Here is a 26,771-nt window from a genome sequence, read left to right on the forward strand (position 1 = left end):
TCACGCAGGCTTGCCCCGGCAGGGGCGGTTCCCCAGATAAGCCGCCATGCCTGAACGACGCCCCTTCGCCGATGACCACGCCGCCCTGCGCGCGGTCGCCGCCTCCGATGCGGCGGGGCTGTGCACCATCGTGAATATCGACGGGAGTTTCTCGCGGCGCCTTGGCGCGCAACTCGCCGTGCACGCCGACCAGAGCGTGACCGGAAGCCTGGCCGACGGTTGCCTGGAACGCCAGCTGGCGAGCGACCTTTTCCAGTCGCGAGAGCGCCGCGTCGTGCGCTACGGGGCCGGATCCGACATCGTCGACTTTCGCCTGCCGTGCGGGGGCGGACTGGACATTCTCCTCGATCCGGCCCCCGATCGCGGGGCCTGCCGGGCGGCGGTGGCGGCGCTCGATGCACGCCAGCAGACCGCGCTCTCCATGCCGCGACCCAGCCCGCTGGAGGAGCGGCGATTCGTTCCCACGCTGCGGCTCGTTCTGTTGGGGGAGGGGCCGGAACTCGCCGCCATGGCGCATATCGCGCGGGCCGCGGGCATGACCGTCGAAACGCATGGCCGCGAGGATTCCGGCCTGTCGCTCGGCCGCGCGCCCGATCACCTCGCCGCCGATCCGTGGAGCGCCATCGTCCTGCTGTTTCACGATCACGAATGGGAGCGGGCGATCCTCGACTGGGCGCTGCGCACCCCCGCCTTCTTCATCGGCGCGCAGGGCGGGGCGCCCGCCCGCGCGGCGCGGGCCGAGGCGCTCGGCGAGATGGGCTTCGCCCCGGAACAGATCGGGCGCATCGCCAGCCCCATAGGCACCGTCAAGCACAGCCGCGACCCCGCGGGCCTGGCGCTGTCGGTGCTGGCGCAGGTCGCCGGGGAGTACGAGGCGCGGCATCCCCATCATGCCGGAAGCTGACAGGCCGCCCCTCGTCGCCGTCCTGGCCGCAGGTCGCGGCGCGCGCTTCGGTGGCGGAAAGCTCGACGCGGAGTGTGCGGGCTGCCCGGTGGGGGCATGGGTTCTGCGGGCTGTCCGGGAAGCCGGACTGGCGCCAGGTATACTGATCGTGCCGCCGGCCATGCCCCGATTTGCCAGACGGGCCGAAGGCTGGCGGATCGTGGTCAATCCCGCCCCGGAAAACGGGTTGGGCGGCTCGCTCGCGATCGCGGCGCGAGAAGCGCTCGCCGAAGGTCGCGACCTGCTGATCCTGCTGGCCGACATGCCCCTGATCGATTCCGGCCACATCGCCCGGCTGGCCCGTTCGAGGGGTACGGTCGCGACCTGCCACGGCGAGCGACCGGGCGTCCCCGCGCGGTTTGCGCTCGGCGCGCTTCCGGGGCTTGCGACCCTCAGGAGCGACTTGGGGGCCGCCCCGTTGCTGGCCGCGATGGACGGGTTGCACATCCTTCAGGCCCCCGCCGGAACGCTGCTCGACGTGGATCGCCCCTCCGACCTCGAGGAGGCCGCGCGCCGGCTGGCCTAGCGTCTCCCGCGCGCTCAGTCGTGCCGGGGCGTTTCCATGATTTCGGTCAGCATGCCGTTCATGTCCCTGGGATGGACGAAGAAAACCGGCGTACCGTGCGCGCCGGTGCGGATCGTGCCGAGAACGCGCTTGCCCCGACCGGTGAACCAGTCATGCGCGGCATGGATATCCGGAACCTCGAAAGCGACATGATGCTGGCCCCCGAGCGGATTTTTCCGGATGAAACCGAAGATGGGGGAGTTCTCGCCCAGGGGGGCGATCAGCTCCACCTGCGTTCCGTCCATGTTGCCGCCCGCGCCGGGCGTGTTGACGAACGCGACGCGGACCCCTTGTTCGGGCATGTCGAAAGGTTCGGTGATATCGGTCGCCCCCATCGTATCTCGATAGAAGGCGATCGCCGCGTCGATGTCCGGCGTGGCGACGCCGACGTGATTGAGGCGACCGAGTTTCATGGCATTCTCTCCTGTTTGATCGTCCCGGGCCGGTAGCGCATCGTCGGCGCGATCGCCAAGCGGTGCGGATATATTACCGCGATGCGGTCACTTCGTGGGCGAAGGCGGTTGCAGCACGCAGTACCGGCGCCTTCGCGCGGAACCGGCGGGACAGGGCGAGCAGGATGGCGACATGGCCGATACCGTCGAACTGGCGCGCCCGCGCCGCGACGCCGGCCGCCGCGAGCTTGTCGGCCAGGACGATCGCGTTGCGCGGTTTCACCGTCACGTCGTCGGTCCCGGTCAGCAGCAGCGCCGGGGGATCGCCGGGACCGGCGAAGGTGAGCGGCTGGGTATCGGCGGCGTCGGGCCAGTCGCCGAAGGCGGCAATGCTGGACCGGACGGCGAACGGGGCGAAATCATAGGGACCGGCAAGCCCCACGAACCCCCTTATCGCGGCGCGATCTCCCGCCAGCCAGCGATCGTCCAGGGCCAGCATCGCGGCAATGTAGGCACCGGCGGAATGGCCCATCAGGACGATCCGCCGTCCATCGCCGCCGTATCGCGCGACATCGTCGCGCACCCAGCGCACCGCTGCCGCGCCGTCCTCGACGAAGGCGGGAAAGCGCACTTCGGGGACCAGCCGGTAATCGGGAATGACGGTGACGAACCCGCGCGCCGCCAGGGCGCGCCCGGCGAAATCGTAGGCCGAGCGCGTGCCGCTGCTCCAGCTTCCCCCGTAGAAGAAGACGACGACCGGCAAATTGCTGGCCGCCGACGCACCCTCGGGAACGTAGACGTCGAGCCTATGCCGCGCGCCATCGGCATAGGCGATGCCGGATGCGACCTTCAGGCCGCCGTCATCCTTTGGCACCAGCGCGTTGAACGTTCGCAGCGGAGAGCGGATAATCACCGCGGCCACGAGAGCGAGCAGCGCCGCGCCTGCCGCCAGGCCAATCCTTCGAGCGCGTCGCGTTCCCATCGGTCGCTGCAATAGGATGCCGCGACTTCGCCGGCAACCGAGGCTTCACAAGCCGGACGCGGCGGCTATGATGTCCACCATGATCGCACTGACCGGTTCTGGCCTCTGTCTCTTGATGGCGCTGTTGTTCTACCGCGAAACCGACCTCGGTCGCGCCTGGCACGAACAGGCGGTGGAACGGCCGGCCCGGCGCCTCGCGGCGATGGAAAGGCACCATCTGCTGTTCGCGGTTGCCCTCGCCGTCCTGTTCGCCGCCGGGGGCGAGATCGTCTTGCTGATGGGCCCCGAATTCATGGCGGCCTACGCGCTCGATCTGGCGATCTACGCCGATGCCCTGCTGATTTCCTACGCTGCCGCCGTCGCGACGAGGCTTCGCGGGGTCGTTTCGGCGTTGCGCTATGCGCGCCCGGCGGCGATGCGTCGCCGGTCCGCCCGGGCACGACGAGCGCGGATTGCGGCCGTGCGTCGGGGGCGCAGACCGGCCAATGACGACGATGGCCCTGCGCCTGGGAAGCGCCCGGGCCTGACGCTCGCCGCCTGATCGGGCGGAACCGGGACAGCGGAAAAGCGTCGCACCACCATGTCCGACACGACCGGGCGACCGACGGGGAAATGCAGATCATGACCACTTCCGACACATGCCAGTCGCGGGGGCGGGGCGCGTGAGCAAGGCCCCGCTCGAAGGTATCAAGGTCGTCGAACTGGCCCGCATTCTGGCCGGGCCCTGGGCCGGGCAGACGCTGGCCGACCTGGGGGCCGAGGTGGTCAAGGTTGAAAGCCCGGAAGGCGACGACACCCGGCAATGGGGGCCGCCGTTTCACATGCGCGAGGACGGCAGCCGCGACGCCGCCTATTTTCACGCCGCCAATCGCGGCAAGACCTCCATCGTCGCCGATTTTACCAGCGCCCGCGATCTGGCGCGGGTCCGCGACCTGATCGCGGAAGCGGACGTGGTGATCGAGAACTTCCGCCAGGGCGCTCTTGCCCGGTTCGGGCTCGACTACGCCAGCCTCGCGAAGGACAACCCACGCCTCGTCTATTGTTCGATCACCGGCTTCGGGCAGGACGGACCCTACGCCCGGCGGCCCGGTTACGACTTCATCATCCAGGGCATGAGCGGCATCATGGACCTCACCGGCGACCCGGACGGCCCGCCGCAGAAGATCGGCGTCGCCTATGCCGATATACTGACCGGCCTGTACGCCGTGATCGGGATCCAGGCCGCCTTGCGTCAGCGGGACAGCACCGGGCGCGGGCAACTGGTCGACATGGCGCTGTTCGATGTCATGGTCGGCACGCTCGCCAATCAGGCGACCAACCTGCTCGCCAGCGGGCGCAGTCCCAAGCGGATGGGCAACGCACACCCCAACATCGCCCCGTACGAGGCGTTCAAGGCAAAGGACGGCTGGCTGATCGTCGCGGTGGGGAACGACCGCCAGTTCGAACGCTTCGCCAGGGCCATCGACCTGCCGGTGAAGGAGGAATACCGCTCCAACCAGCGGCGGGTGAAGAACCGCGAGATGCTCAGCGCCTCGATCTCCAGCCGCGTCGCGGAATGGAAGCGCGACGACCTGCTCGAGCGGCTGGACACGCAGAACATTCCCGCCGGCCCGATCAACACGGTCAAGCAGGCGCTCAACGACCCGCAGATCGAGGCGCGCGGCATGGTGATCGACCTGGCCGAAGAGGGCCTGCGCGGCTTGCGAACGCCGATCCGCTTCTCCGATGCCGAGCTGGCGCTGGGTCGCCCCTCGCCGGTGTTCCCCAGGGGGGAAGAGGAGGATGGGTGAAGCCCTCTCCGACCTGACCGAAAAGGAGAAGCAGGCGCTCCGCCTGCTGCTTGCGGGCCACGACGCGAAATCGAGCGCCCTGGAACTGGATCTGTCGGTCCACGCCATCAATGATCGACTGCGCGCCGCCCGCCGGAAACTGGGGGTTTCCAGCAGCAGGGAAGCCGCAAGAATCTTGGGGGATGCGGAGGGAACGACACCCCAAATCCTTGCCCCCGGACAATTGGGGGTGGCCGGGGCGGTGGTCGATCGGGAACAACGGCAGACCTCGAAACCGAACGGGTGGGGCCACCGCCTCGCCTGGCTGACAGGAGGAATGCTGATGATGAGCCTATTGATCGCCGCCGCCATCTACACAACGACCGGCGCGGCCGGACCGCCGCCCGCCGCTCAGGCAAGTCAGGCGCAGGCCGACCGCCTTGCCGGCGCAACCGTCGTCGCGGCGGCGCGTGCGTGGGTCGAACTGGTCGATGCCGGCGAGTACGCGCAAAGCTGGGAGCGGGCCGGGCCGATGTTCCGCGCCCAGGTCAGCGCGCAGCAATGGGGCGACACGGTGCGTCCCGTTCGCGCGCAGCTGGGTGCGCTGCAGAGCCGCGACGCGGGTAGCGGCGTGCTGGAGGACAGCCTGCCGGGCGCACCCGCCGGCGAATACGCCGTCATCCAGTTTCCCGCGCAGTACGCCGCGGCCGGCGAGGTGACGGAAACCGTCGTTCTGCGTCGCGAGAACGGCGCCTGGGGCGTCGTGGGATATTTCGTTCGCTAGTCGGCAGAGCGCGCGCTGCCGGGGGACGCCCTGCGTCCTGGCGGCGGCGACGCGGAAGCCGGCACAGAAAAAGGGCCGCCGGACAGATGTCCGGCGGCCCCTTTCGCTTGCCATAGCGGCAGAGCTTACATGCCCGAGTTCGGACCGTAGGTGATCTGCACGCGGCGGTTCTGCAGCTCGCGAACGCCGTCGGCGGTCGGGACGCGCGGATTGGCTTCGCCGAACGCTTCGCTCGAGATGCGCGAGGCGGGGATGCCGCGGTTGGTCAGGTAGGCCTGGACCGAGTTGTTGCGGCGTGCCGCGAGGCCGAGGTTGTACTGCACCGTGCCGGACCGGTCGGTGTAGCCGGCCAGCATGACCTGCGCCGTGCCGCAATTGCCGTAGGCGGTAACCGCGGAGTTGAGCACCGTGGCCGCTTCCGGAGTGATCTCGGCCGAATCCCAGTCGAAGAACACGATGTAGGGGCCCGTGTTGCACTGCTGCGCAGGTGGGGGCGGCGGCGGCGGCGGCGGGGGAGGCGGCGGCGGAGGCGGCGGCGGGGGCGGCGGTGCCGGCGGAGCGACATACGGCTCCTCCCCACCGAAGTGGATGCGCAGGCCGAGATTGGCGATGTGCTGCGTCGCTTCGACATCGAGGCGGCTCGGAATGATCTGCGTGTCGACCGTCACGTCGTTGAAGAGACGACGATACTTGTATTCGGCGAACAGCTCGACATTGTCCGAAAGCGCGCCCGAGACACCGGCGATGCCCTGATAGGCGAAGTCGGTATCGGCGTCGTTCACTAGGACCGAGTCGCCGGCCACCGTGTAGTCGACGTCGACCGTGTACACGCCGGCGCCGACGCCCAGATACGGACGGATGCTGCCGAGGTCGAAATCGTAAAGCAGGTTCAGGAAGGCGCCATAGGTTTCCATGTCGCCGCCACCGGTGGTGAGGGCGGAATCAACGGAAACGCCGGTCGGGCCGCTGCGGGTGAGGATTTCGAGATCGCGCGGGCCGATATTGTTGCCACCGACGAACAGGTCGCGGTGATAGTCGACGTCGTAGGCGTTGTAATCGCCCGCGATCTCGACCCGGAAACCGTTGTCGAAAGCGTAGCCGATCTGCGCGCCGGCGTTCCAGCCGAGATCGAAATTGGTGTCATACTGGTACACCGCGCCACTGGGGATGGCGGGATACGCTCCGCTACCGCCAAGCTCGGGGACATCCTGGGAGAAGGTGCCCATGTTTTCCGAATCCTCGGCGGTCATGATGCCGCCGCTGATCCCGATATACGGATCGGCATGCGCGACGCCCGGCACTGCGAGCGCTGCAAGCGATACGCCTACAAGTAGCTTTTTCATTGTTCGTCCTCATTACGACCATGTGGGAACACCCACATTGCCCGCGAAATGGACGGAAACGCGAAATTGTTCCATCCAAAAAACGTGATCGTGACACATTCGCCAACCTGTTGCGGATTTGCACCAGGTGAGAAATTCAGCGCCTCGGCGGGCTAAAACGCTGAAATACCGGTAATAGCCCGCCCAAGTATCAAGGCATGGACATCATGCGTGCCTTCGTAGGTGTTTACAGTTTCGAGGTTCATCATGTGCCGGATGACCTGATATTCTTCGCTGATGCCGTTGCCCCCGTGCATGTCTCTTGCCGCGCGCGCGATTTCGAGAGCCTGGCCCACATTGTTGCGTTTCACAACCGAGATCATCTCGGGGGCGAAGCGTCCTTCGTCGAGCAGCCGGCCGACCCGGAGGCTTGCCTGCAATCCGAGCGAGATCTGCGTCGCCATGTCGGCCAGCTTCTTCTGGTAGAGCTGCGTTCCCGCCAGCGGACGACCGAACTGCTTTCGCTCCAGCCCGTACCGGCGGGCTGCGGCGTAGCAGAACTCCGCCGCACCCATGGCGCCCCACGATATGCCGTAGCGAGCGCGGTTGAGGCATCCGAACGGCCCCTTGATCCCCTCGACGTCGGGTAGCAGCGCATCGGCGGGCAGTTTCACGTCGTCCATCTGGATCATGCCGGTGGTGCTCGCGCGCAGGCTCATCTTGCCGCCGATCTTGGGCGCGGACAGACCTTCCATCCCCTTTTCCAGCACGAAACCGCGCACCTTGTCACCGTGGGCTTCGGACCTCGCCCAGACCACGAAGACATCGGCAAAGGGGGAGTTGGAAATCCAGGTCTTGGCGCCCGACAGTGAATAGCCGTCCCCATCCTTCCTGGCGTAGGTCCGCATCGAGCCGGGGTCGGAGCCGGCATCGGGTTCGGTCAGGCCAAAGCAGCCGATCAGCTGTCCGCTGGCGAGGCGCGGAAGATACTTGCGGCGCTGTTCCTCCGATCCGTAGGCGTGGATCGGGTACATCACCAGGCTCGACTGCACGCTCGCCATCGAACGATACCCGCTATCGACGCGTTCGATCTCGCGTGCGACGAGGCCGTAGGCCACGTAGCCCGCATCGGCACCGCCATATTCGGACGGAATCGTCACGCCCAGAAGGCCCGCCTCGCCCATCAGGGGAAAGAGTTCCGGATCGTCTTTCTCGGTGGCGTAGGACTCGATCACCCGCGATTGCAGCACGTCCTGCGCAAAGGCATGGGCGCTATCCTGCACCATGCGCTCCTCGTCGGTCAGCTGGTCGGCCAGGTCGAGCGGATCGGCCCAGTCGAAAGGCACCATGTCGGCCATGCGGGTAGTCTCCTTCGGGACCGCCCTAGATAGTCATGCGGGATCGGGCAAGCGGGGCCGCCCGTGCCGGGTCAGGCCGCCTCGGCGTTGGCCCTTGTCATCATGGCGATGAGCTGGTCGGGCGGGCACGGCTTGCTGACCGCCTGCGCCCGGGGATAGCGCCGCGCCACTTCGGCGGGGGGCGTGCACCCGGAATGAAAGATGATCGGCACGCCGGCCGCGCTCAGCGCGTCGGCAAGCGGAAAAACTTCCCCGTCGCCGGTCTGCACGTCGAGAATGGCGAAATCGGGCATTTCCTCGTGCACCGCCATGATCGCGTGGTCGGTGTAGGCGTAGGGGCCATCGACCGCATACCCCATCTCGCGCACGGTTTCGGACAGGTCGAGGGCCACGATGAACTCGTCCTCCACTACCAGAACCCTGGGTTGCGTGGTCGTTGCTGTTGCTGCTGCCGTCATGGGCTTATCCCTTCCGCCGTCGTGGCCGTCTGCCTGTATTCGCGCGACACCAAGGATACATTACGGCCCGAGAGCCCCGAGGTTCCCGGCTTCACGCAGTGCGCCCGAACTTTTCCTCGTAAGCCGCAATGTCCTCGCGCGAGAGCAGGCGGGCCTGCTCCACCCAGTCGTCCCTGCGGATACGGCCCTGGAAGCGGCCGAGCCGCGAATCGACGCGATCGACATCGCTCTCGTCCCAGGCGGCGATCTGGGCGAAGGTCGTGACGCCCATTTCGCGCAATTGCGCGGCGAGTTTCGGGCCGACACCCTTCATGCGCGTCAACTCGTCGCCTTCGACAGCAAGCGGCGCGGACGACGGGGAGGGCGCCGGTGCCGGCGCTGGCGCTGGCGAGGGGGAGGGGGGAGGGGTAGTGGCAGGCGGGGACGACGCGCGGTCTTCGCCATCGATGTGCCGGGTCTCCTCACTCGGCGGCACCTGCTTCATCGCTTCGCGGGCGGAGCCAGGCGCACCGGCTTCGGCATCGGCGGCCTCGCCAGCCGCGGCGGTCCTGTCCTCGTTGGCCGCGGCGGAAACCGGGCCTGCCGACGCATCGCGAATCTGGGTGCCCTGCGTATCGACCTCGGCGATATCCCTCGCGGAAGGTTCGTCACGCCTTGCCGAGGGCGGGGAATCGATCAGCGCCTGGTTGCGTCTGGCCCCGCCGGCAACCTCTTCCGGCCGATCCTCCCGTTCGATCGTCGTGCGGCGCGAAGCGGCGAAGATCCACCAGGCGACGAGCACGCCGATCACCAGCGCAACCACCACCCAGATCCAGTTCGCCTGCAACAGTTCAGCCATCGTCTCGCCAGTCCCTTCGTGTCATCCGGTGCGGCCCCATACGAGCCAGCCGAGCCCCAGGCCCACGGCGTAGGCGGCCAGCATCAGCACCATCACTTCCATCCATATGGGCATGACCCCTTCCTATAGAAGGCGGGCGCGGCGTGGCAATCGTCCAGGCGGCGCGGCTACCGGGCCGCGGGCGTATCCACCGGGGTTGGCGAGATGGCTTCTGTCGCCAGCACGCTGAACTCGATGCGGCGGTTGGCCGGATCGGTCGGGTCGAGACCTTCGACCGGACGGCGCGAACCGATGCCGCGGGCGCGCAGTCCGTCTGCCGGAATGCCCCGCGCGATCAGCGCGCGGCGCACCGCGTTCGCGCGTTCGGACGACAATTCGATGTTGCCCGCTTCCGGACCCGATGAATCGGTATGGCCGGTGATCTGGATGATGGCGCCGAGACAGGGACGCAGCGCCGTGGCAACCTCGTCGATGAGCGAGTAGCTGGCGGCATCGATCCTGACCGAGCTTTCCTCGAAGCGGATGGTGCGCGCGCGCAGCAGGCTGCGCACGTCCTCCTGGCAGTGCATCGGGCGGAACACGCGCTCTCCCGCAGCCGCGCGGGCGTCCCCATCGGCCCAGCGCACGCCGCCGACACCCGGAATCGCGGCGACGGAACGAGCGATGCGGGCCCGAACGTCCTCGTCGAGACCGCTTCCCCCCACCAGCACGGGATGGCGGCTGTCGAAACCGTTGGGAGACAGGAAGCGGGCCTCGACCTGCCCGCCGCCGCCGGCGCTGGCGATGGTCGTTCTCGCCTGGTCTGACAGACGCGCGCCTAGGGCGGGCGCTCCGGCGTTGCCGCCGAGCCACGCAAGGGCGATCACCAGCAGCGCGCCCAGCGGAATGACGACATGCGGTTGGCGAAGAAGCGACATGAGCGATGCCTATCGCGTCGCGGCGGGGGCAGTCCAGCCCGCGTCAGGCGGCGGGCGGGATCTCTGCCTGCGGCGGACCGGCCGGATCGGCCCGGCGGGTGAACAGCACGCGGTCTTCAGGGCCGAAGCCGCGGGTCCAGATGATGATGCCGTAGACACCCAGGATCAGCGGCACGCCGACGATCAGTTCGGCCCATTCGGGCAGCAGGATGACGAGCTGGCCCACGACCACCGCCGCCGCGGCGGCCCAGACCAGCGCCCAGCGCCAGTTGTTCACGGGCTTTTCCAGGATCCGCGACAGCATGACTGCCTTGACCACCGAAGCGACACCCAGCGCCAGCATCAGCGCGCCCGCCGCAGCTCCGGCGCGGTAGAGATCGGCGCGTTCCGGCGTGGCGAACTCGATCCGGTCGATCACGATCATGGCCGCCACCGTCAGCGCCGCCTGAAGGCCGATCGTGGCGATGGAAACCCACAGGTTCTTCAACCGCGCGACGTAGATCAGCGCGGCCTCGCTGACGACGGCGGTTGCCGCCACGACCTCCGCCGCCAGCAGCAGCGCCAGCGCGGCGGTTCCGCCGACGAAGACGGGGCCGACAAGACCCATGATGGCCTCGCCCGGAATGCCCAGGGCCAGCGCGATCCCGGCCTGCGCGGCGGTGATCCAGAAACCCACCTGGCAGACCTGCCGGGCGATGGCGGCATAGTCCTTCTCTTTCAGCTTGCGGGTGATGACGGGGCCGAGAATGGGCTCGAAACTCGTCTTCAGCTTCTGCGGCAGGCTGGCGACCTGCTGCGCCACGTAATAGACGCCCACGGCCGCCGGCCCTGCGAACAGGCCGAGAATGAAGATGTCGACCCGCCGCGTGCCCCACTCGATCGCGTCGGCCAGCGCCAGCGGCAGCGCGCGCCACGTCATCAGCGCCATGCGTCCGACATTGGGATGCCAGGAAGCGGGCCGGCCATAGGTCTTGCGAAACGGCATGACCGCGGCAAGCAACCCGGCATAGATCGAGACGAGATACGCCATCGAAAGCCCCGATCGCGCGAGGCCCGGCACGAACCAGAACGCCCCGGCGAGGATCGAGATGGTCCACGGCTCGACGATGGCGCGGGCGCGCACGGTGGTGGCGATATCGTAGCGGTAGGCCTGCGCGGCGAGCAGGATCTCGGTCAGCGCGTAACCGGGTATCGCAAGCACGATCAGCCGGTCGAGCCAGGTATATTCCCCGCTGGGAAACAACGGCGCCGGAACCAGCCAGAACAGCGCCGCCGCGGCGCAGGACAATACGAGTGCCACCAGCAGGCCATCCGCCACGAGGTTGGCCGGATCGCGCTCGCTCTCCGACAGGCGCTGGGCCAGCCCGCGCTTCTCGCCGATCGAACAGACCAGCGCCACCAGTTCTACCACCACCAGCGCCGAGGCGAAGCGGCCGAGCGCGTCGGCGCCGTAGAGCCGCCCGCCGATGAACAGGAACGGCAGGCGCGCGGCGAGCCGCAGCAGGAAGCCGAAGAAGTTGGTCCGGCCGCCTTCGGCCAGCGCGGCGATGTCCCCGCCGGGCTTCTCGGCTTCCTCCTGCTTGCTGGTCGGCTGGCTCAAAGCCCGGCACCCTCGGATTTCAGGGGGCGGGCGAGCAAATCCTCGACGACTTGCGGCGCGGGCCGTCCATCGAGCAGGTGGTTGACGGCATCGACGATGGGCATGGCGACGCCGCGATCGGCGGCCATGTCGCGCAGAACCGGCGCGGTGTGCGCCCCTTCGGCCACGGTTCGCCTGTCCGCCAGCGCGTCGGCGGCGCTCTGCCCCTCGCCCAGAGCCCTGCCGAGCGAGAAGTTGCGGCTCGCCGTGCTGGAACAGGTCAGCACCAGATCGCCCAGTCCGCACAGCCCGTTCAACGTCTCCGCCTCTGCCCCCAGGGCCACGCCGAAGCGCTGCATTTCGGCAAAACCGCGAGTGATGAGCGCGTTGCGCGCGTTCTGGCCAAGGCCCAGCCCGTCAACCACGCCGCAGGCGATGGCGAGCACGTTCTTCACCGCACCGCCGATCTCGGCGCCGGTCACGTCGTCGGAATAATAGGGCCGGAAAGCGGGACGGGCGATGGCGTGCGACAGGCGATCCCATTGTGCTTCGCCCCCGCCGCAGGCCAGCGTGACCGCGGCGGGCAGGCCCTCGGCAACCTCGTGGGCGAAGGTCGGGCCGGACAGGACGGCGATATCGGCGTCCGGCGCGGCGTCGCGGGCGACCTGGTGCATCAGGCGGCGCGTGCTCGCCTCGATACCCTTGGCGCACAGCACCAGATCGCGCGGAAATGCATCCATCCGGTCAAGCACCCGGCCCATGTGCTGCGCGGGAGTCACCAGCAGCAGCGCTTCGCATTCGCGCATCGCGGCCAGATCGCCGGTCGCGCGAATGGCGGGCGCGAGCGTGGCGGAGGGCAGATAAAGGCCGTTGATATGCGTCGTATTGATGGCATCGGCGAGGCCATCCTCCAGCGCCCACAGCAGGATATCGCGGCCGTCGCTGGCGAGCATCTGCGCCAGCGCCGTGCCCCATGCGCCCGCACCGACGACGCCGATCGCAGGTCCGCTCACGCCTTGACCCCCGCGCCGCGCGCCGGCTCGGCATCGGGATCCAGCGGCCAACGTGGCCGCGCCTTAAGGTCGAGTGGATCGGGGGCGAAGCCCGCCGCCAGACGCTCCACGCCCGCCCACGCGATCATGGCCGCATTGTCGGTGCAAAGGGGCAGGGGCGGGGCGGTGAAGGGCAGGGCGAACTCGCCCGCCAGACTTTCGAGCCCGGCCCGCACCGTCCGATTCGCGGCCACGCCGCCGGCGACCACCAGCGCGGTCACATCATCCATCTCGCGCAGGGCGCGGCGGGTGCGGTCGAGGATGCAATCGAGCGCCGCCTGCTGAAAACTGGCGGCGATATCGGCGTCGCTATAGTCAGCGGACCCTTGCGCCTGTTTGGCGCGCAACACCGCGCTCTTGAGTCCGGCGAAGCTGAAATGCGGCTCCTGCCGACCGACCAGGGGCCGCGGCAGGTCGACCGCGCTCGCGTCGCCCTCCTGCGCCAGCCGCTCCACCGCCGGTCCACCCGGATAGCCGAGGCCGAGGATCTTGGCGGTCTTGTCGAAGGCTTCCCCCAGCGCGTCGTCGATCGTCGTGGCAAGCCGGCGGTAACGGCCCGGGCCCGCCACGCGCAGGATCTGGCAATGGCCGCCGCTGACCAGCAGCAGGGCGTAGGGAAAGCGCAGGCTCGGATCGGCGAGGCGCGGGCTGAGCGCGTGACCTTCGAGGTGATTGATCGCCATCAGCGGCACGTCGCTCGCCATCGCCAATGCCTTGGCGGTAACGAGCCCCACCATCACCCCGCCAATAAGGCCCGGACCGGCGGTGGCGGCAATGGCGTCGCAATCGCCAAGGCCGCAACCCGCTTCGTCCAGCACCCTTTCCACCAGCGGGGCGAGACGTTCGGCATGGGCGCGCGCGGCGATTTCCGGAACCACGCCGCCATAGGGGCCGTGCTCGGCCTCCTGACTGGCGATTGCCTGCGCCAGGATGGCCCGTTCTCCTGTCACGATGGCGACCGCGGTCTCGTCGCAGGAGCTTTCTATGCCCAGAACCCGTATCATGGCGCTTTTCCTTAGCCGAACGGCTCGCTAGGGCAAGCGAACCCGATGCCAGACTCCCCGCAAATCCGCCTCGGCACGCGCCGCTCCCCCCTGGCCATGGCGCAGGCGCACGAGACGCGCGCCCGGCTGTGCGCGGCGCATGGCTGGGATGAATCGGCGGTCGAACTGGTCCCCGTCATCGCCAGCGGCGACAAGATACAGGATCGTCCGCTGGCCGAAATCGGTGGCAAGGCGCTGTGGACCAGGGAACTGGACAACTGGCTTTCCGAAGGGCGCATCGACGTTGCCGTTCATTCGCTGAAGGACGTCGAGACGATCCGCCCCGCCAGCCTTGCCATTGCCGCCGTGCTGCCGCGGGCGGACCGGCGCGACCGGCTGATCGGTGCGGAAAGCCTGTTCGCGCTGAAGGAAGGCGCGGTCATCGGCACCAGTGCGCCGCGCCGCGCCGCACAGGCGCTGCACGCCCGGCCGGATTGCACGGTCGTGACCTTTCGCGGCAACGTCGCCACCCGGCTCGCCAAGCTGGCCGCCGGGGGGGCGGATGCGACGTTCCTCGCCGCCGCCGGGCTGGAACGGCTGGGCGAGACTGCCACCGGACACCCCCTCGACCCCGCAGACTGGCTGCCTGCGCCGGCGCAAGGCGCGATCGCGCTGGAAATTCGCAGCGATGACGAGGCCGCGCGCGATCTCCTGGCACCGCTCGACCACGCGCCGAGCCGGGCGGAGGTCATGGCGGAGCGGGCGTTGCTCTATGCCCTGGGGGGCACCTGCCATTCCCCCATCGCGGTTCTATGCGTATTTGCCGACGGCGAATTGTCTATGCGTGCGGCGCTCTACAGTCCCGACGGGGCCGAGCGGATCGAGGGAGAGACGCGCTTCGCTGCCGGCGACGCCGAGGCTCCCGCCCGCCTCGCCGCCGATCTTCTGGCGCGGGCGACGCCCGGTATCGCCGCCGTTTTCGAAGGACCGCCCGCATGATCTTCGTCATCCGACCCGAGCCGGGTCTGCAATCGACCTTGCAGGCTGCCCGGAACCTGAGTTTGCCGGCCGTCGGCATGCCGCTGTTCCAGGTCATTCCGCTTGCCTGGGAGGCGCCGGAGGATGCGGAGTTCGACGGTCTTCTGGCCGGCAGCGGCAACGCCTTCCGGCACGGCGGCAAGGCGCTGGAAAGTCTGACGGACCTGCCGGTTCACGCGGTGGGCGAAGCGACGGCGGAAGCGGCGCGCGAGGCCGGCTTTACCGTCGCCCGAACCGGCGAGGGCGGTTTGCAGGCGCTGCTCGACAAGGACAAGGCGCCAAGGCGCTACCTGCGCCTCGCCGGGGCGGAGCGGGTCGATGTCGAGCCGGGGCAGGACAGCGAGATCGTCGTGCGGACCGTCTACGAGGTGCGCGCCCTTCCCATCGGCGGAAGCGCGCAGGTCGGTCTGAGTTCGCCAGGTGCGCTGGTGCTCCTCCATTCGGCCGCTGCCGCCCGGCATTTCGCCGCCGAATGCGACCGCCTCGGACTGGCGCGCTCCGCCATTGCGCTCGCCGCGCTGGGACCGCGGATAGCGGCGGCGGCGGGCCATGGCTGGCGCGAGGTCCGCGCGGCGGAAAAACCCGCGGATTGCGCCCTGCTGGCGCTCGCCCGGGACATGTGTCATTAATATAGCTTATACGACACAGGGACATGCGCGACGGGTGCCCGACCGGGCATCCTTCACGAAGGACGGTATGGAACAAAGGCACGATTTCCGGCGGCCCGGCGGCTCGGCGAGCGCAACGGGCACGGATGCGGCGGCGCGCGAACCGGCGCGGCGGCAGGTGCCCTTGCGCCCGGTGCTGCTGGGGGTGGCGCTGGCGTTCCTGACGGGCCTCGCCCTCGCCCTCTACCTGACCAGGGACGCGGTGGATTTCGGCAGCGTCTTCAGCCTTCGCGGAGACGAGGCGGCACTCGTTCCCGCTTCGCAAATCCCGGCGCGCGACGACAATCCCGAGCCGCCGCTGCCCGCACCCTCCGCTTCCGAAAGTTCCGCCGTCGCCGCCGATGCGCGCGAGGCGGTGCAGCAGGTGGCGCAGGTCGCGCAGCAGGCCGGCGGTCTCGACGCGCGGGTCGCCGCGATGGAGCAGCGCCTGACCCGGCTCGACCTGCAATCGCAGGCAGCCGCCGGCAACGCCGCGCGGGCGGAAGGGTTGCTGATCGCCTTCGCCAGCCGCCGCGCGCTCGAACGCGGGGCGCCGCTCGGCTATCTCGCAGACCAGTTGCGCCTGCGGTTCGGAGAAGCGCGACCCAACGCCGTGCAGACGGTGATCGACGCGTCGCAGAACCCCGTCACCCTCGATCGGTTGCTGGCGCGGCTGGAAGGTCTCGCCCCGGTGCTGACCGAGGCGCCGGAGGGCGAGGGGGTGTTCACCCGCCTCAACCGCGAATTGTCCGAACTGTTCGTCGTGCGGCGCGAGGATACGCCCTCGCCGGTGGCCGAGCGGCGGCTGGAACGGGCGCGCCTGTTCCTCGAGAGCGGACGCACCGAAGCGGCGGTGAGCGAGATCCGCAACCTGCCCAATGCGGCGGAAGCGGCCGGCTGGATTTCCGATGCCGAACAGTTCGCCGCCGCGCAGCGGGCGCTCGAAACGCTGGAAACGGCCGCCGTGCTCGATCCGCGCGGGGTCAGCGATCGGGCGGGCGAGCAGGTCCGCCAGCGTAGTCCGGCGGCGCAGCAGGCGCGATAGCCTGCGCGAGAGCCGATGCGCCGAAACGCCGAAGCGCCGGTGCCCCCTATCCCTTCAGCATCTCGGGCAGCTTTCCGCTGACGCCGCGCGCTTCGTCCATGAACCAGCCCTTGAGTTGCGGCAGACGCTGGATCGCGCCCATGCCGAGCCGGCGGACGGCGCTCGGCAGCTTGCCGGGAACCCCGAAGATTCGCGTCAGCCCATCGGTCGCCAGCGCGACGCTGAAAGCGTCGAGCCCGCGCCATGTCTCGTAGCGCCTCAGAAGCTGGGCATCGCCCGGATCGAGACCGAGCCGCATCCCGTCCGCGAGAACTTCCACCAGAGCGCCGACGTCCCGCAGGCCGAGGTTCAATCCCTGCCCGGCGATGGGGTGAATGCCGTGCGCGGCATCGCCGACCAGCGCCAGGCGCGCGGCGGTAATGGTCGCCGTATGGTGAAAGCCGAGTGGCCAGCTCGACCGTTCGCCCATGACCTCGACCGCGCCGAAGATGCCGTGCATCGCCTTCTCGACCTCGACCGCGAATCCGCGATCCGACAGCGCCAGCACGCCTGGCGCATCATCCTCCGCGACGGTCCAGACCATCGCGCTGCGATGCCTTCCCGCTTCGTCGTCAAGCAGCGGGAGGAGGGCGAAGGGGCCGGCGGGGTAGAAGATTTCCCAGGCGACGTTGTCATGCGGCTTCTCGTGCGCCAGCCCGGCAATGATGGCGCGGTGGCGGTAGTCCCATTTCGCAACCGCTATGCCGGCGTCTTCGCGCGTGGGCGAACCGCGCCCCTCGGCACCGATCATCAGCGACGCTTCCAGCCGCGTGCCGTCCGCCAGCGTGACAGCGACGCCGTGCTCGCCGCGTTCGCGCGAAGTGACTGTAGCGCTGGAATGCCAGGCAATCAGCTTTTCCGCCTTCGCCGCCTCGAACAGCGCGAGCCGGAGCGTCCGGTTGGCGAACATGCGCCCCAGCGTGCCCTCGTGCGGTTGGGGCGTGAAGTCGATCCGCCCGGGGCGCATGGCATCCGTCACGGCGATGGACGATATCGGGCAGGCGTCCGCCTCGAGCCGTTCGGCGAGGCCGATATTCTCGAACAGGTGCCAGCTTGCGGTGGATATGGCGGAAGCGCGCGCGTCGTAGCCTTCCGCCGTCAGCTCGGCCGGATCGGCACGGTCGACGACATGGCTCGCCATTCCCCTGCGCGCAGCCGCGAGCGCCAGCGTCATGCCGACGAGACCGCCGCCGAGGATGAGGAGTTCGCGCTTGTCCGCCATGCCTGACGCTCCTAGATCGCCCGGTGCCATGCAGGCAAGCGTCTCCTCTCTTTTCCGCTTTCTCTCCGCACTCCTGATCCTGATCGCGGCAGGAGCGGCATCCGCGCCCGCCGCCGCGCAGAACCACATCGAGGCCGATCTGGTGGCCGAACACGCTCCCGTGCCGGGGGAGACGCTGACGGTCGCGCTGCGGTTCCGGCCCGAGACGGGCTGGCACGGATACTGGGCCAATCCGGGCGACGCGGGGGAGGGAATGCGGCTCGACTGGTCGCTGCCCGGTGGCTGGCGGGCGGGAGAACCCGACTATCCGGTTCCCCACGCGCTCGAACTGATCGGCCTGATCAACCATGTCTACGAAGACCCCTATGCCGTTCTGATTCCGCTTCGCGTGCCTGCGGACGGGTCCGCATCGCCGGGTGCGCCGGTCGTTCTCGACGCGCAGTGGCTGGCCTGCTCGGATACGCTGTGCGTGCCCGAACGGGCGCGGCTTCGCCTGCGATATCCGCAAGATACGCCTGAATTGCGAGACCAGTTCGACCAATACCGTGCCGCCATCCCGCCGCTGATCGACCGGCAGGCGCGCTTCGGCTTCATGCGCGATGCGCTGCGCCTCGCCATTCCGTTGCCCGCCGCCGTCGACCTTGCCGATCCGCATGTCTTCGTGCGGCAGAAGGATGTCGTCGACTATGGCGGCGAACAGCGCTTCACCCGCAACGGCGACACGCTGATCGTCGATATTCCGCGCGCCCGCCCGCGCGGCGAGCCGGCAGGCCTGGAGGGCATTCTCGCCCTCGACGACGATGGCAACGGTATTCGCTTCGCCGCCGTTCCGGGCGCGGTCCCGGCGGGCGGCGCGCCGGTCGGCCCGCCCGCCGCCGATACACCGCTGCTGCTGCTCATCGGCGGCGCCCTACTGGGCGGACTGCTGCTGAACCTCATGCCCTGCGTGTTTCCCATCCTCAGCCTCAAGGCGCTGACGCTGGCACGCGCGGGCGAGAGCGAGGGGCAGGCCCGGCGCGAGGCGCTGGCCTATACCGCCGGCGTAGTGCTCGCCTGCCTGGCGCTGGGCGCGCTGCTGCTAGTGTTGCGGGCAGGCGGAGAACAGGTGGGATGGGCGTTCCAGTTGCAGGAGCCGCTGGTGGTCGCCGGATTGCTGGTGCTGGCGACGCTCGTCACGGCGAACCTTGCGGGCCTGTACGAACTGCCGATGCTGCCGATCCGCACGGGGGGAAGGGGAAGCGCCTTTGCCACGGGCCTGCTGGCTGCGGTGGTGGCGACCCCCTGCACCGGCCCGTTCATGGCCGCCGCGCTAGGTGCCGCCCTGCTGCTGCCGCCGTTGCCCGCGCTGGTCCTGTTCGCCGCGCTGGGGGTGGGGCTGGCGCTTCCGTTCCTTGCCCTGGGTTTCGTGCCGGCCCTGCGAGGCTGGTTGCCGAGGCCCGGACCCTGGATGGAGCGGTTTCGCCGGATGATGGCAATTCCGATGGGGTTGACGGCGCTGGCGCTCGCCTGGCTCGCCTGGCGCGCGGGAGGTCTGCACTTCGCCTTTGCCGCTACCGCGCTCGGCGTGCTGCCGATCGTTGCCCTGATCGCCCGACATCGCGGCAATCGCATGGTCATGGCCATCGCCGGCGTGGTCGCCTTGTATTTCGCCGGTTCGCTGCCGTTCCGGGTGGAACAGCGTGCGATCGCTGCCCAGGCGAGCCTTCTCGATCCCCAGCCGTGGTCACCTGAAACACTGGCGCGCGCGCGCGCGACGGGACGCCCGGTTTTCGTCTGGTTCACCGCCGACTGGTGCCTGACATGCAAGGTCAACGAAAGCGTCGCGATCGAGCGCGAGGCGACCCGCGATGCATTTGCGCGGGCGGGCGTCGTCAGTTTGCGGGGAGACTGGACGCGGCGCGATCCCCGGATCACGCGCTTCCTCGAGAGCCGGGGCGTTGCCGGCGTGCCGCTCTATCTGTGGTATCCGGCAGCCGGCGGAGAGCCGGAGCAGCTGTCGCAGGTTCTGGGGCCGGACACGCTGGTGGATCTTGCGAAATCTCAGCCGGTAGGACCGTCATCCTCCGACTGACGAGGCCGCGCGACCTGTCCCGACTTGCGGCACCAGTCGAGGAATTCTCCCGGTATCCGGCTTGCCCTGATTTCCAGCATTCCGCGCCCCGGCAGAGTGGCGGTGAGCGGGCGGTTCCCCGCGAATACGTCGAGTTGCGGATCGCTGGCGGGCAACGTCGCTTCCCACCGCCATTCTCCGGCATCGCCTTCGTCCGCCAGCCTCGCATCCGCGAGGAACCGGCTCCGCATACCGTTGCCGATCACCGGAAAAAGCGCGCTTTGACCGGGCAGGGCCGCGGCGTGGCGGATGATGTGCATGGTCGGCTCGCCATCCCCGATCGCGCAATCCAGCGTCATCAGCGGAGCCTGTCCGGCATCGCCGAAATCTATGCCCTGACCATCGCCGCGCACCCGCCAGCGGGCCGCCTTCGTGTCGGGCGAGGGAATCGCGTCGGCGTGGACGGCCCGGGCATCGGCCAGCGCGATGCGCTGCGTTTGCGTCTCCTCGCGCGCTGCCGGCTGCTGCTGGCATGCGGCGAGAAGCAGGGCCGCCACAAATGCCCCCGTGCGCCTCACTTCTTCCACTTCTTCTGGGTCCGCCCGTAACGCAGCTTGCGCGTTCCCGGCTTGCCCTCGTTGGAGCGACCGACGAGCGGCGCCTTCCTGTCCGCTTCGCCGAGGCCGAGCTCGTCGTTTTCCAGCCGGCGGATCTCGTCGCGCAAACGTCCGGCCTCTTCGAACTCGAGATCGGCGGCGGCGTTGCGCATCCGCTTTTCCAGATCCTCGATATAGGCGCGCAGATTGTGCCCGACGAGGTTGTTGACCTCGTCATCGCCGGTATCGACGGTCACTCCGTCATTGGCCGCGCTATGCGCGACGATGTCGGCGATGGCGCGGCGGATGGTCTGCGGCGTGATGCCGTTTTCCTCGTTGTATTCACGCTGCTTCTCCCGGCGGCGCTCGGTTTCCGCCATCGCGCGTTCCATGCTGCCGGTAACGCGGTCCGCGTAGAGGATCACGCGCCCGTCGACGTTGCGCGCCGCGCGGCCGATGGTCTGGATGAGCGAGGTTTCCGAGCGCAGGAAGCCTTCCTTGTCCGCATCCAGGATGCAGACGAGGCCGCATTCGGGAATATCGAGACCCTCGCGCAGCAGGTTGATGCCGATCAGCACGTCGTAGACGCCCAGGCGAAGGTCGCGGATCAGCTCGATACGCTCGAGCGTCTCCACGTCGGAATGCATGTAGCGGACCTTCACGCCCTGTTCGTGCATGAATTCAGTCAGGTCTTCCGCCATCCGCTTGGTCAGCGTGGTCACGAGCGTGCGGTATCCCTTCGCCGCGGTCGCCTTGCATTCGGCGATGCAGTCCTGCACCTGATCCTCGACCGGCTTGATCTCCACCGGCGGGTCGATGAGCCCGGTGGGACGGATCACCTGTTCGGCGAACACGCCGCCGGTCTGTTCCAGTTCCCACGACCCGGGCGTTGCCGAGACGCAGAAGGTCTGGGGTCGCATCGCGTCCCATTCGTTGAACCGCAAGGGGCGGTTGTCGATGCAGCTGGGCAGGCGGAAGCCATATTCCGCCAGCGTCAGCTTGCGCCGGTGGTCGCCGCGCGCCATCGCGCCGATCTGCGGCACGGTCTGGTGGCTTTCGTCCACGAACAGCAGCGCGTTTTCGGGCAGATATTCGAACAGGGTGGGCGGCGGTTCTCCCGGCAGGCGTCCGGTGAGGAAGCGGCTGTAATTCTCGATGCCGTTGCAGCTGCCGGTGGCGGCGATCATCTCGAGATCGAAATTGGTTCGCTGCTCCAGGCGTTGCGCTTCCAGCAGGCGGCCTTCCTCGTGCAGTTCCTTCAGCCGTTCCTCCAGTTCGAACTTGATGGCCGCGCTGGCCTGCTTCATCGTCGGGCCGGGGGTCACGTAGTGGCTGTTCGCATAGACGCGGACCTTCCCCAGATCCTGCCCCTTCTTGCCCGTCAGCGGATCGAATTCGCTGATTTCCTCGATCTCGTCCCCGAAGAAGCTGATGCGCCACGCGGTGTCTTCCAGGTGGCTCGGGAACAGCTCCAGATTGTCACCGCGCACGCGGAAATTGCCGCGCGCGAAGGCCGCGTCGTTGCGCTTGTATTGCAGGGCGACCAGCTTGCGGATGAGTTCGCGCTGGTCGACGCTCTCCCCCGCCTTGATGTCGAAGATCATGGCCGAATAGGTCTCGACCGAGCCGATGCCGTAAAGGCACGATACCGACGCCACGATCAGCACGTCGTCCCGCTCGAGCAGGGCGCGCGTTGCCGAGTGGCGCATCCGGTCGATCGCCTCGTTCACGCTGCTTTCCTTCTCGATATAGGTATCGGATCGCGGCACGTAGGCTTCGGGCTGGTAATAGTCGTAATAGGAAACGAAATACTCGACGGCGTTCTCGGGAAAGAAGCTCTTGAATTCGCCGTAGAGCTGCGCCGCGAGGATCTTGTTCGGGGCGAGCACCAGGGCGGGGCGCTGCAATTGCTCCACCACCTTGGCCATGGTGAAGGTCTTGCCGCTGCCGGTCACGCCCAGCAGCACCTGTGTCTGTTCGTCCTCGCGCGCTGCGCCGACCAGTTCGGCGATGGCGGTGGGCTGGTCGCCGGCCGGTTCGTAATCGCTGACCAGCTTGAATTTCCTGCCGGGCAGGCTCTTGTCGGGGCGCGCGGGCTTGTGGGGTGTGAAGTCCCCGGTGGTATCGGGTTCTTCCAGACCCCTGCGGATGACGAGTTCGGCCATGTGCGCCGATATGGGACGCGCGCGCGGATGGCGCAACATGGGGCTTTTGGGCACGCGCGTATTCGGTGTAGGGTCCGCGCAGCTTGCTGAAACGGGATAAAGCCAATGCGTATCCGCCACCGTGTGTTCGCCCTCGCCATCGCACTGACGCTCGCCGCCTGCGGCAGCGATGCCGACGAGGATCTGTCGGGCGAGGCGCTGTCGATGGACGACGTGATGGCCGAAGCCGAGGATGGCGGCATCGTGCCGCAGCCGGGCGAATACCGCACCCGGCTCGAGCTGGTGGAGATGAGCCTGCCGGGCATGCCCGAAGACCGGATGGACATGGTTCGCCGCGCCTTCGCCGAAGGCGCCGGCCAGAACAACACCTATTGCGTGACGGGCGACATGGACCGGGAGGAATGGATTTCGCAGATGACGGACAATGACTGTTCCGTCTCGCGCTTCTCCGCCGAGGGAGGCGATGTCGACCTGTCGATGACGTGCCGCGCGGCGGACGGGCCGCAGGGGACCATTTCCATGACCGGCACGGCGGACGAAACCTCGTCCGACATGCAGATGCAGTTCCAGCAACCCGTCCCCGGAATGGGCGATGCGAGCGTCAGGCTGCGCGTGCGCTCCGAACGAATAGGCGACTGCGCCTGATTGCCGACGGCGCGCGAACGCGCCGCCCCCTGCATGACCGGGAACCGTCCGCCGGCGGACCGTTGTGATGAGGTGATCGAGCCTCTATTACAGATCCATGACGACGTCCGACCCGACCTCCGCCGGTCTGCGTGACCGGGTCGAAGATGCGGCGCGCTCGTTCGCCAGGGCGGCGCGCCGGCGCGTCGAATTGCTGAGGCGCGACGTCAGCGTCGAGAACGCGCACACACCGCCGCTGAAATACATCTTCGGCGAAGTCGGTGCGTATGCGGAACCGGTGCGCCGATTGTTCCGCGATGAACTTCCCATCGAGAAAAGCGCTACGCCGAGAACGATACTGCTGCTGCCGGGCTTCGCGACGAGCGCCTGGCGCATGAAATATCTGGCGGAGCAGCTCGAGCGCGCCGGTCACAAGGTCAAGCGCTGGGGGCTGGGTTACAATTTCGGACCCACGCCCGAGAATTTCGACTTCCTCTCGCGGCGCCTGTGCAGCGTTCGCGAACGGTACGATCGCAAGGTCGTGCTGGTCGGCTGGAGCCTGGGCGGCGTGTTCGCCCGCGAGATCGCCAAGCGACAGCCCGATTGCGTGGAGAAGGTCATCACCTTGGGCTCTCCCTTCGGGCACACGCCCTATTCGAACAATCTGTGGCACGTCTACGAGATGGTCGCCGGCCACGCGGTCGATGCACCGCCCGTCGATGTCGACACGCACGAAAAGCCACCGGTCGAAACGGTCGCGTTCTGGAGTCCGCGCGACGGTGTCGTTTCCCGGCGGGCGGCCACCGGCCTTCCTGCCGAGCGCGACCGCGTGGTGGCGCTGCGCTGCTCGCACATGGGATTTTGCAACTCGCCCGAAGTCGTGCAGGCGCTGATCGCGGAACTGGAACGCCGATAAACCTTTGATAGAGGTAAGCGCTGGCGCATTGGCCTCTGGCGCGCCGCAAACATGCGACACGCTTGGTATCAGGGTACAGATGACGGGATCCCAGCAGGACAATTTCGACGAGATGCACACGGGCGACGGTTCCGTGCGCGAAGCGTACGAGGGCTACCAGCAGTGGCTGTCCGGCCAGGACGAGGCCTGGATGCAACGCAAGAATTTCGAGGCGGAAAGCTTCTTTCGCCGGACCGGCATCACCTTCAACGTCTATGGCGAGGACGATGCCGAAGAGCGGCTGATCCCCTTCGACATGGTGCCCCGCGTCATCACCGGCGGCGAATGGCGGCGCCTGTCACGCGGTATCGAGCAGCGCGTGCGGGCGCTCAACGCCTTCATGCACGACCTCTATCACCGGCAGGAGATCATCCGTTCCGGGCGGCTGCCCGAACGCCTGTTTCGCGACAACGCCGCCTGGCTGCCGCAGATGGTCGGGTTCACCCCGCCGGGCGGCGTCTATACCCACATCGTCGGCATCGACCTCGTGCGTACCGGGCCGGACGAGTTTCTCGTGCTGGAAGACAATGCCCGCACGCCCAGCGGCGTTTCCTACATGCTGGAAAACCGCGAGACGATGATGGCGATGTTCCCCGAGCTGTTCAGCAAGGTGAACGTGCGCCCCGTGTCCGACTATCCGCGCCGCCTGGCCAGCAGCCTGGCCGCCTGCGCGCCGGAGGATTCGCGCGCCAATCCGTCGATCGCCGTGCTCACGCCGGGGATCTACAATTCCGCCTATTACGAACACGCCTTCCTCGCCGACCAGATGGGCGCCGAACTGGTGGAAGGAAGCGATTTGCGCGTGGTCAACGGCAAGGTCCAGATGCGCACCACGGTGGGTTTCCGTCCGGTCGACGTGCTCTATCGCAGGGTCGACGACGAATTTCTCGATCCGCTGACCTTCAATCCCGACAGCGTGCTGGGCGTGCCGGGCATCATGGATGTCTACCGCGCCGGCAACATCACCATCGCCAATGCGCCGGGTACCGGGGTCGCGGACGACAAGGCGATCTATTCCTTCATGCCGGACATCGTGGAATTCTACACCGGCGAGAAGCCGCTTCTGCCCAATGTGGAAACCTATCGCTGCGCCGATCCCGACAGCCTGAAATTCGTCCTCGACAATCTGGAAGAGCTGGTCGTAAAGGAAGTTCACGGTTCGGGCGGATACGGCATGCTGATCGGGCCGACCTCCTCCAAGAAGGAGATCGCCGCCTTTCGCGCCAAGCTGGAGGAAAAGCCCGAAGGGTACATCGCGCAGCCCACGCTGTCGCTTTCGACCTGCCCGATCTTCACGCGCAAGGGGCTGGCGCCGCGCCATGTCGACCTCAGGCCGTTCGTGCTCTGCTCGCCCGATGGCGTGGACATCACCCCCGGCGGGCTGACGCGCGTCGCGCTGAAGAAGGGCAGTCTCGTCGTCAATTCCAGCCAGGGCGGCGGAACCAAGGATACATGGGTGCTCGATGACTGAACCGCACCGGAGCCTGCCGATGCTGGGCCGCGTCGCCAATTCGATTTTCTGGATGTACCGCTATCTCGAACGGGCGGAGAACACCGCACGCCTGCTCGCCGCCGGCCAGCGCATGTCGCTGACGCGCGGACGCGACATGGCGAGCCAGGAATGGAAATCGGTCCTCACCACGCTCGGCCTGCGCCAGCAATACGAGGCGCATTACGACGATTACGTGAGCGCGCATGTATGCGATTTCGTCCTGCGCTCGAAACACAATCCCGAAAGCGTGCTGACGATGTTCGAGCGCGCCCGCACCAACGCCCGTTCGACCCGCTCGGCCATTACCGGCGAGGTATGGGAGGCGGTCAACGAGGGCTGGATGACGCTGCGCGACCTGCTGGCGAAGCCCGTGCGCGATTCGAACCTCAACATGGCGCTGGGTGCCATCAGGCGCGAAAGCTCGCTCGCGCGGGGGGCTACGCACGGCTCCATGCTGCGCAACCAGACCTACGCCTTCGCGCGGCTGGGCACGTTTCTGGAACGGGCCGACAACACCGCCCGCATTCTCGACGTGAAATACTATCTGCTGCTGCCCTCGCTCAGCTACGTCGGAACGCCGCTCGACACCGGGCAGTGGGACAACGTGCTGCGTTCGCTCTCGGCCGAGCGCGCCTATCGCTGGCTCAATGCGGGCAAGATGGATGCGCGCTCCATCGCACAGTTCCTGATCCTCGACGATCGGTTTCCGCGCAGCCTGGTGTTCTGCTATTCCTCCATGCGCGAGAACCTGTTCGACCTGGCGCAGCTCCACGGACACAGCGGCAACGCGCACGAATTGATGCGCGAGGCCGATCAGAGGCTGTCGGGCAAGGAGGTCGAGGAAATCTTCGACCAGGGTCTGCACGAGTTCCTTCTCGAATTCATCGCCGCCAACCAGTCGCTCGCCAGCGCCATATCCCAAGACTACCGCTTCACGGCCTGAAGGAGGCCGAAAG

The 26,771-nt window shown here is 67.9% G+C and carries 26 protein-coding genes; 13 read left to right on the plus strand and 13 right to left on the minus strand.

The window, feature by feature from the left end; all coding sequences use genetic code 11:
- Positions 1-46: 46 nt before the first annotated feature.
- Positions 47-904 carry an XdhC family protein gene (locus EG799_RS12130; RefSeq protein ID WP_123881589.1) on the plus strand — a complete coding sequence of 286 codons (858 nt, stop codon included), beginning with the start codon at positions 47-49 and terminating at the stop codon, positions 902-904.
- Complete coding sequence (locus EG799_RS12135; protein WP_123881592.1) at positions 891-1,469, plus strand: nucleotidyltransferase family protein; 579 nt, start codon at positions 891-893, stop codon at positions 1,467-1,469. Before EG799_RS12130 ends, EG799_RS12135 begins: the two co-directional genes overlap by 14 nt.
- A 14-nt stretch (positions 1,470-1,483) precedes the next feature.
- Here EG799_RS12135 and mce read toward each other — a convergent pair whose 3' ends face one another.
- Together mce and EG799_RS12145 are read right to left on the minus strand one after the other, a co-directional pair.
- Positions 1,484-1,921, minus strand: coding sequence for a methylmalonyl-CoA epimerase (gene mce / locus EG799_RS12140; RefSeq protein ID WP_123881595.1), 438 nt, complete (start codon positions 1,919-1,921; stop codon positions 1,484-1,486).
- A 73-nt stretch (positions 1,922-1,994) separates the two neighbouring features.
- Positions 1,995-2,882, minus strand: coding sequence for an alpha/beta hydrolase (locus tag EG799_RS12145; RefSeq protein ID WP_123881598.1), 888 nt, complete (start codon positions 2,880-2,882; stop codon positions 1,995-1,997).
- Positions 2,883-2,961: 79 nt separating this feature from the next.
- On the opposite strand from EG799_RS12145, the gene EG799_RS12150 reads away from it, so the two are divergent.
- The 3 genes from EG799_RS12150 (at position 2,962) to EG799_RS12160 (ending at position 5,435) form a co-directional block, all read left to right on the plus strand.
- A complete protein-coding gene (locus EG799_RS12150) occupies positions 2,962-3,423 on the plus strand; it encodes a hypothetical protein (RefSeq protein WP_123881601.1) in 462 nt (153 codons plus the stop codon).
- Positions 3,424-3,544: 121 nt separating this feature from the next.
- Entirely contained in the window at positions 3,545-4,672 is a 1,128-nt protein-coding gene (locus EG799_RS12155; RefSeq protein ID WP_234029145.1) for a CaiB/BaiF CoA transferase family protein, read from the plus strand.
- Positions 4,665-5,435 carry a helix-turn-helix domain-containing protein gene (locus EG799_RS12160; protein ID WP_123881607.1) on the plus strand — a complete coding sequence of 257 codons (771 nt, stop codon included), beginning with the start codon at positions 4,665-4,667 and terminating at the stop codon, positions 5,433-5,435. Before EG799_RS12155 ends, EG799_RS12160 begins: the two co-directional genes overlap by 8 nt.
- A 125-nt stretch (positions 5,436-5,560) precedes the next feature.
- Here the strand turns inward: EG799_RS12160 and EG799_RS12165 are convergent, their stop codons facing one another.
- From EG799_RS12165 to tsaD, 8 genes are all read right to left on the minus strand, one after another.
- Positions 5,561-6,778 carry an OmpA family protein gene (locus EG799_RS12165; protein ID WP_123881610.1) on the minus strand — a complete coding sequence of 406 codons (1,218 nt, stop codon included), beginning with the start codon at positions 6,776-6,778 and terminating at the stop codon, positions 5,561-5,563.
- Positions 6,779-6,930: 152 nt separating this feature from the next.
- Positions 6,931-8,115: an acyl-CoA dehydrogenase gene (locus tag EG799_RS12170; RefSeq protein ID WP_181950899.1), complete on the minus strand. Its 1,185-nt coding sequence runs from the start codon at positions 8,113-8,115 to the stop codon at positions 6,931-6,933.
- Between the two features lie 71 nt (positions 8,116-8,186).
- The gene (locus EG799_RS12175; RefSeq protein WP_234029146.1) at positions 8,187-8,573 is read right to left on the minus strand and encodes a response regulator; all 387 of its coding nucleotides are present in this window, start codon (positions 8,571-8,573) and stop codon (positions 8,187-8,189) included.
- A gap of 91 nt (positions 8,574-8,664) precedes the next feature.
- The gene (locus EG799_RS12180) at positions 8,665-9,411 is read right to left on the minus strand and encodes a hypothetical protein (protein ID WP_123881613.1); all 747 of its coding nucleotides are present in this window, start codon (positions 9,409-9,411) and stop codon (positions 8,665-8,667) included.
- A 167-nt stretch (positions 9,412-9,578) separates the two neighbouring features.
- A complete protein-coding gene (locus tag EG799_RS12185) occupies positions 9,579-10,328 on the minus strand; it encodes an OmpA family protein (protein WP_123881616.1) in 750 nt (249 codons plus the stop codon).
- Positions 10,329-10,371: 43 nt separating this feature from the next.
- A complete protein-coding gene (locus tag EG799_RS12190) occupies positions 10,372-11,928 on the minus strand; it encodes a lipopolysaccharide biosynthesis protein (protein WP_234029147.1) in 1,557 nt (518 codons plus the stop codon).
- Positions 11,925-12,920, minus strand: a complete 996-nt coding sequence (locus EG799_RS12195) for an NAD(P)H-dependent glycerol-3-phosphate dehydrogenase (protein WP_123881619.1) — start codon at positions 12,918-12,920, stop codon at positions 11,925-11,927. Before EG799_RS12195 ends, EG799_RS12190 begins: the two co-directional genes overlap by 4 nt.
- Positions 12,917-13,963, minus strand: coding sequence for a tRNA (adenosine(37)-N6)-threonylcarbamoyltransferase complex transferase subunit TsaD (gene tsaD, locus EG799_RS12200; RefSeq protein ID WP_123881622.1), 1,047 nt, complete (start codon positions 13,961-13,963; stop codon positions 12,917-12,919). The genes EG799_RS12195 and tsaD overlap by 4 nt, the downstream gene beginning before the upstream one ends.
- A gap of 45 nt (positions 13,964-14,008) precedes the next feature.
- On the opposite strand from tsaD, the gene hemC reads away from it, so the two are divergent.
- The 3 genes from hemC (at position 14,009) to EG799_RS12215 (ending at position 16,672) form a co-directional block, all read left to right on the plus strand.
- Complete coding sequence (gene hemC, locus EG799_RS12205; protein ID WP_123881625.1) at positions 14,009-14,941, plus strand: hydroxymethylbilane synthase; 933 nt, start codon at positions 14,009-14,011, stop codon at positions 14,939-14,941.
- Positions 14,938-15,609 (plus strand): uroporphyrinogen-III synthase, encoded by a 672-nt coding sequence (locus EG799_RS12210; protein WP_123881628.1) that lies wholly within the window; start codon positions 14,938-14,940, stop codon positions 15,607-15,609. The genes hemC and EG799_RS12210 overlap by 4 nt, the downstream gene beginning before the upstream one ends.
- A 67-nt stretch (positions 15,610-15,676) precedes the next feature.
- Positions 15,677-16,672, plus strand: coding sequence for a hypothetical protein (locus EG799_RS12215; RefSeq protein ID WP_234029148.1), 996 nt, complete (start codon positions 15,677-15,679; stop codon positions 16,670-16,672).
- A gap of 46 nt (positions 16,673-16,718) precedes the next feature.
- On the opposite strand, the gene EG799_RS12220 is transcribed toward EG799_RS12215, so the two are convergent.
- Positions 16,719-17,933: an FAD-dependent monooxygenase gene (locus tag EG799_RS12220; RefSeq protein ID WP_123881631.1), complete on the minus strand. Its 1,215-nt coding sequence runs from the start codon at positions 17,931-17,933 to the stop codon at positions 16,719-16,721.
- Here EG799_RS12220 and EG799_RS12225 point away from each other — a divergent pair.
- Positions 17,932-20,004 carry a protein-disulfide reductase DsbD family protein gene (locus tag EG799_RS12225; protein WP_234029199.1) on the plus strand — a complete coding sequence of 691 codons (2,073 nt, stop codon included), beginning with the start codon at positions 17,932-17,934 and terminating at the stop codon, positions 20,002-20,004. The genes EG799_RS12220 and EG799_RS12225 overlap by 2 nt on opposite strands.
- Here the strand turns inward: EG799_RS12225 and EG799_RS12230 are convergent.
- Positions 19,974-20,540, minus strand: a complete 567-nt coding sequence (locus EG799_RS12230; protein ID WP_123881634.1) for a hypothetical protein — start codon at positions 20,538-20,540, stop codon at positions 19,974-19,976. The genes EG799_RS12225 and EG799_RS12230 overlap by 31 nt on opposite strands.
- 17 nt (positions 20,541-20,557) lie before the next feature.
- The gene (uvrB, locus tag EG799_RS12235; RefSeq protein ID WP_123881637.1) at positions 20,558-22,744 is read right to left on the minus strand and encodes an excinuclease ABC subunit UvrB; all 2,187 of its coding nucleotides are present in this window, start codon (positions 22,742-22,744) and stop codon (positions 20,558-20,560) included.
- Between the two features lie 105 nt (positions 22,745-22,849).
- On the opposite strand from uvrB, the gene EG799_RS12240 reads away from it, so the two are divergent.
- The 4 genes from EG799_RS12240 to EG799_RS12255 all read left to right on the plus strand — a co-directional run bounded on the left by EG799_RS12240 (position 22,850) and on the right by EG799_RS12255 (position 26,758).
- Complete coding sequence (locus EG799_RS12240; RefSeq protein WP_123881640.1) at positions 22,850-23,389, plus strand: DUF3617 domain-containing protein; 540 nt, start codon at positions 22,850-22,852, stop codon at positions 23,387-23,389.
- 97 nt (positions 23,390-23,486) lie between these two features.
- Complete coding sequence (locus tag EG799_RS12245; RefSeq protein ID WP_123881643.1) at positions 23,487-24,284, plus strand: esterase/lipase family protein; 798 nt, start codon at positions 23,487-23,489, stop codon at positions 24,282-24,284.
- Positions 24,285-24,363: 79 nt separating this feature from the next.
- Positions 24,364-25,794 (plus strand): circularly permuted type 2 ATP-grasp protein, encoded by a 1,431-nt coding sequence (locus EG799_RS12250; protein ID WP_123881646.1) that lies wholly within the window; start codon positions 24,364-24,366, stop codon positions 25,792-25,794.
- Between the two features lie 19 nt (positions 25,795-25,813).
- Positions 25,814-26,758, plus strand: coding sequence for an alpha-E domain-containing protein (locus EG799_RS12255; protein ID WP_123883113.1), 945 nt, complete (start codon positions 25,814-25,816; stop codon positions 26,756-26,758).
- The last annotated feature ends 13 nt before the right edge of the window (positions 26,759-26,771 follow it).

The organism is Aurantiacibacter spongiae (genome assembly GCF_003815535.1).
GTDB lineage: Bacteria > Pseudomonadota > Alphaproteobacteria > Sphingomonadales > Sphingomonadaceae > Alteraurantiacibacter > Alteraurantiacibacter spongiae.

Coding starts and splice junctions, on each gene's coding strand:
- EG799_RS12180 (WP_123881613.1), bottom strand. CDS start 9,411: ATGGCTGAACTGTTGCAGGCGAACTGGATCTGGGTGGTGGTTGCGCTG.
- EG799_RS12160 (WP_123881607.1), top strand. CDS start 4,665: ATGGGTGAAGCCCTCTCCGACCTGACCGAAAAGGAGAAGCAGGCGCTC.
- EG799_RS12225 (WP_234029199.1), top strand. CDS start 17,932: ATGCCTGACGCTCCTAGATCGCCCGGTGCCATGCAGGCAAGCGTCTCC.
- mce (WP_123881595.1), bottom strand. CDS start 1,921: ATGAAACTCGGTCGCCTCAATCACGTCGGCGTCGCCACGCCGGACATC.
- EG799_RS12135 (WP_123881592.1), top strand. CDS start 891: ATGCCGGAAGCTGACAGGCCGCCCCTCGTCGCCGTCCTGGCCGCAGGT.
- EG799_RS12185 (WP_123881616.1), bottom strand. CDS start 10,328: ATGTCGCTTCTTCGCCAACCGCATGTCGTCATTCCGCTGGGCGCGCTG.
- EG799_RS12240 (WP_123881640.1), top strand. CDS start 22,850: ATGCGTATCCGCCACCGTGTGTTCGCCCTCGCCATCGCACTGACGCTC.
- EG799_RS12250 (WP_123881646.1), top strand. CDS start 24,364: ATGACGGGATCCCAGCAGGACAATTTCGACGAGATGCACACGGGCGAC.
- uvrB (WP_123881637.1), bottom strand. CDS start 22,744: ATGGCCGAACTCGTCATCCGCAGGGGTCTGGAAGAACCCGATACCACC.
- EG799_RS12170 (WP_181950899.1), bottom strand. CDS start 8,115: ATGGCCGACATGGTGCCTTTCGACTGGGCCGATCCGCTCGACCTGGCC.
- EG799_RS12130 (WP_123881589.1), top strand. CDS start 47: ATGCCTGAACGACGCCCCTTCGCCGATGACCACGCCGCCCTGCGCGCG.
- EG799_RS12220 (WP_123881631.1), bottom strand. CDS start 17,933: ATGGCGGACAAGCGCGAACTCCTCATCCTCGGCGGCGGTCTCGTCGGC.
- tsaD (WP_123881622.1), bottom strand. CDS start 13,963: ATGATACGGGTTCTGGGCATAGAAAGCTCCTGCGACGAGACCGCGGTC.
- hemC (WP_123881625.1), top strand. CDS start 14,009: ATGCCAGACTCCCCGCAAATCCGCCTCGGCACGCGCCGCTCCCCCCTG.
- EG799_RS12150 (WP_123881601.1), top strand. CDS start 2,962: ATGATCGCACTGACCGGTTCTGGCCTCTGTCTCTTGATGGCGCTGTTG.
- EG799_RS12245 (WP_123881643.1), top strand. CDS start 23,487: ATGACGACGTCCGACCCGACCTCCGCCGGTCTGCGTGACCGGGTCGAA.
- EG799_RS12165 (WP_123881610.1), bottom strand. CDS start 6,778: ATGAAAAAGCTACTTGTAGGCGTATCGCTTGCAGCGCTCGCAGTGCCG.
- EG799_RS12175 (WP_234029146.1), bottom strand. CDS start 8,573: ATGACGGCAGCAGCAACAGCAACGACCACGCAACCCAGGGTTCTGGTA.
- EG799_RS12145 (WP_123881598.1), bottom strand. CDS start 2,882: ATGGGAACGCGACGCGCTCGAAGGATTGGCCTGGCGGCAGGCGCGGCG.
- EG799_RS12210 (WP_123881628.1), top strand. CDS start 14,938: ATGATCTTCGTCATCCGACCCGAGCCGGGTCTGCAATCGACCTTGCAG.
- EG799_RS12215 (WP_234029148.1), top strand. CDS start 15,677: ATGGAACAAAGGCACGATTTCCGGCGGCCCGGCGGCTCGGCGAGCGCA.
- EG799_RS12255 (WP_123883113.1), top strand. CDS start 25,814: ATGCTGGGCCGCGTCGCCAATTCGATTTTCTGGATGTACCGCTATCTC.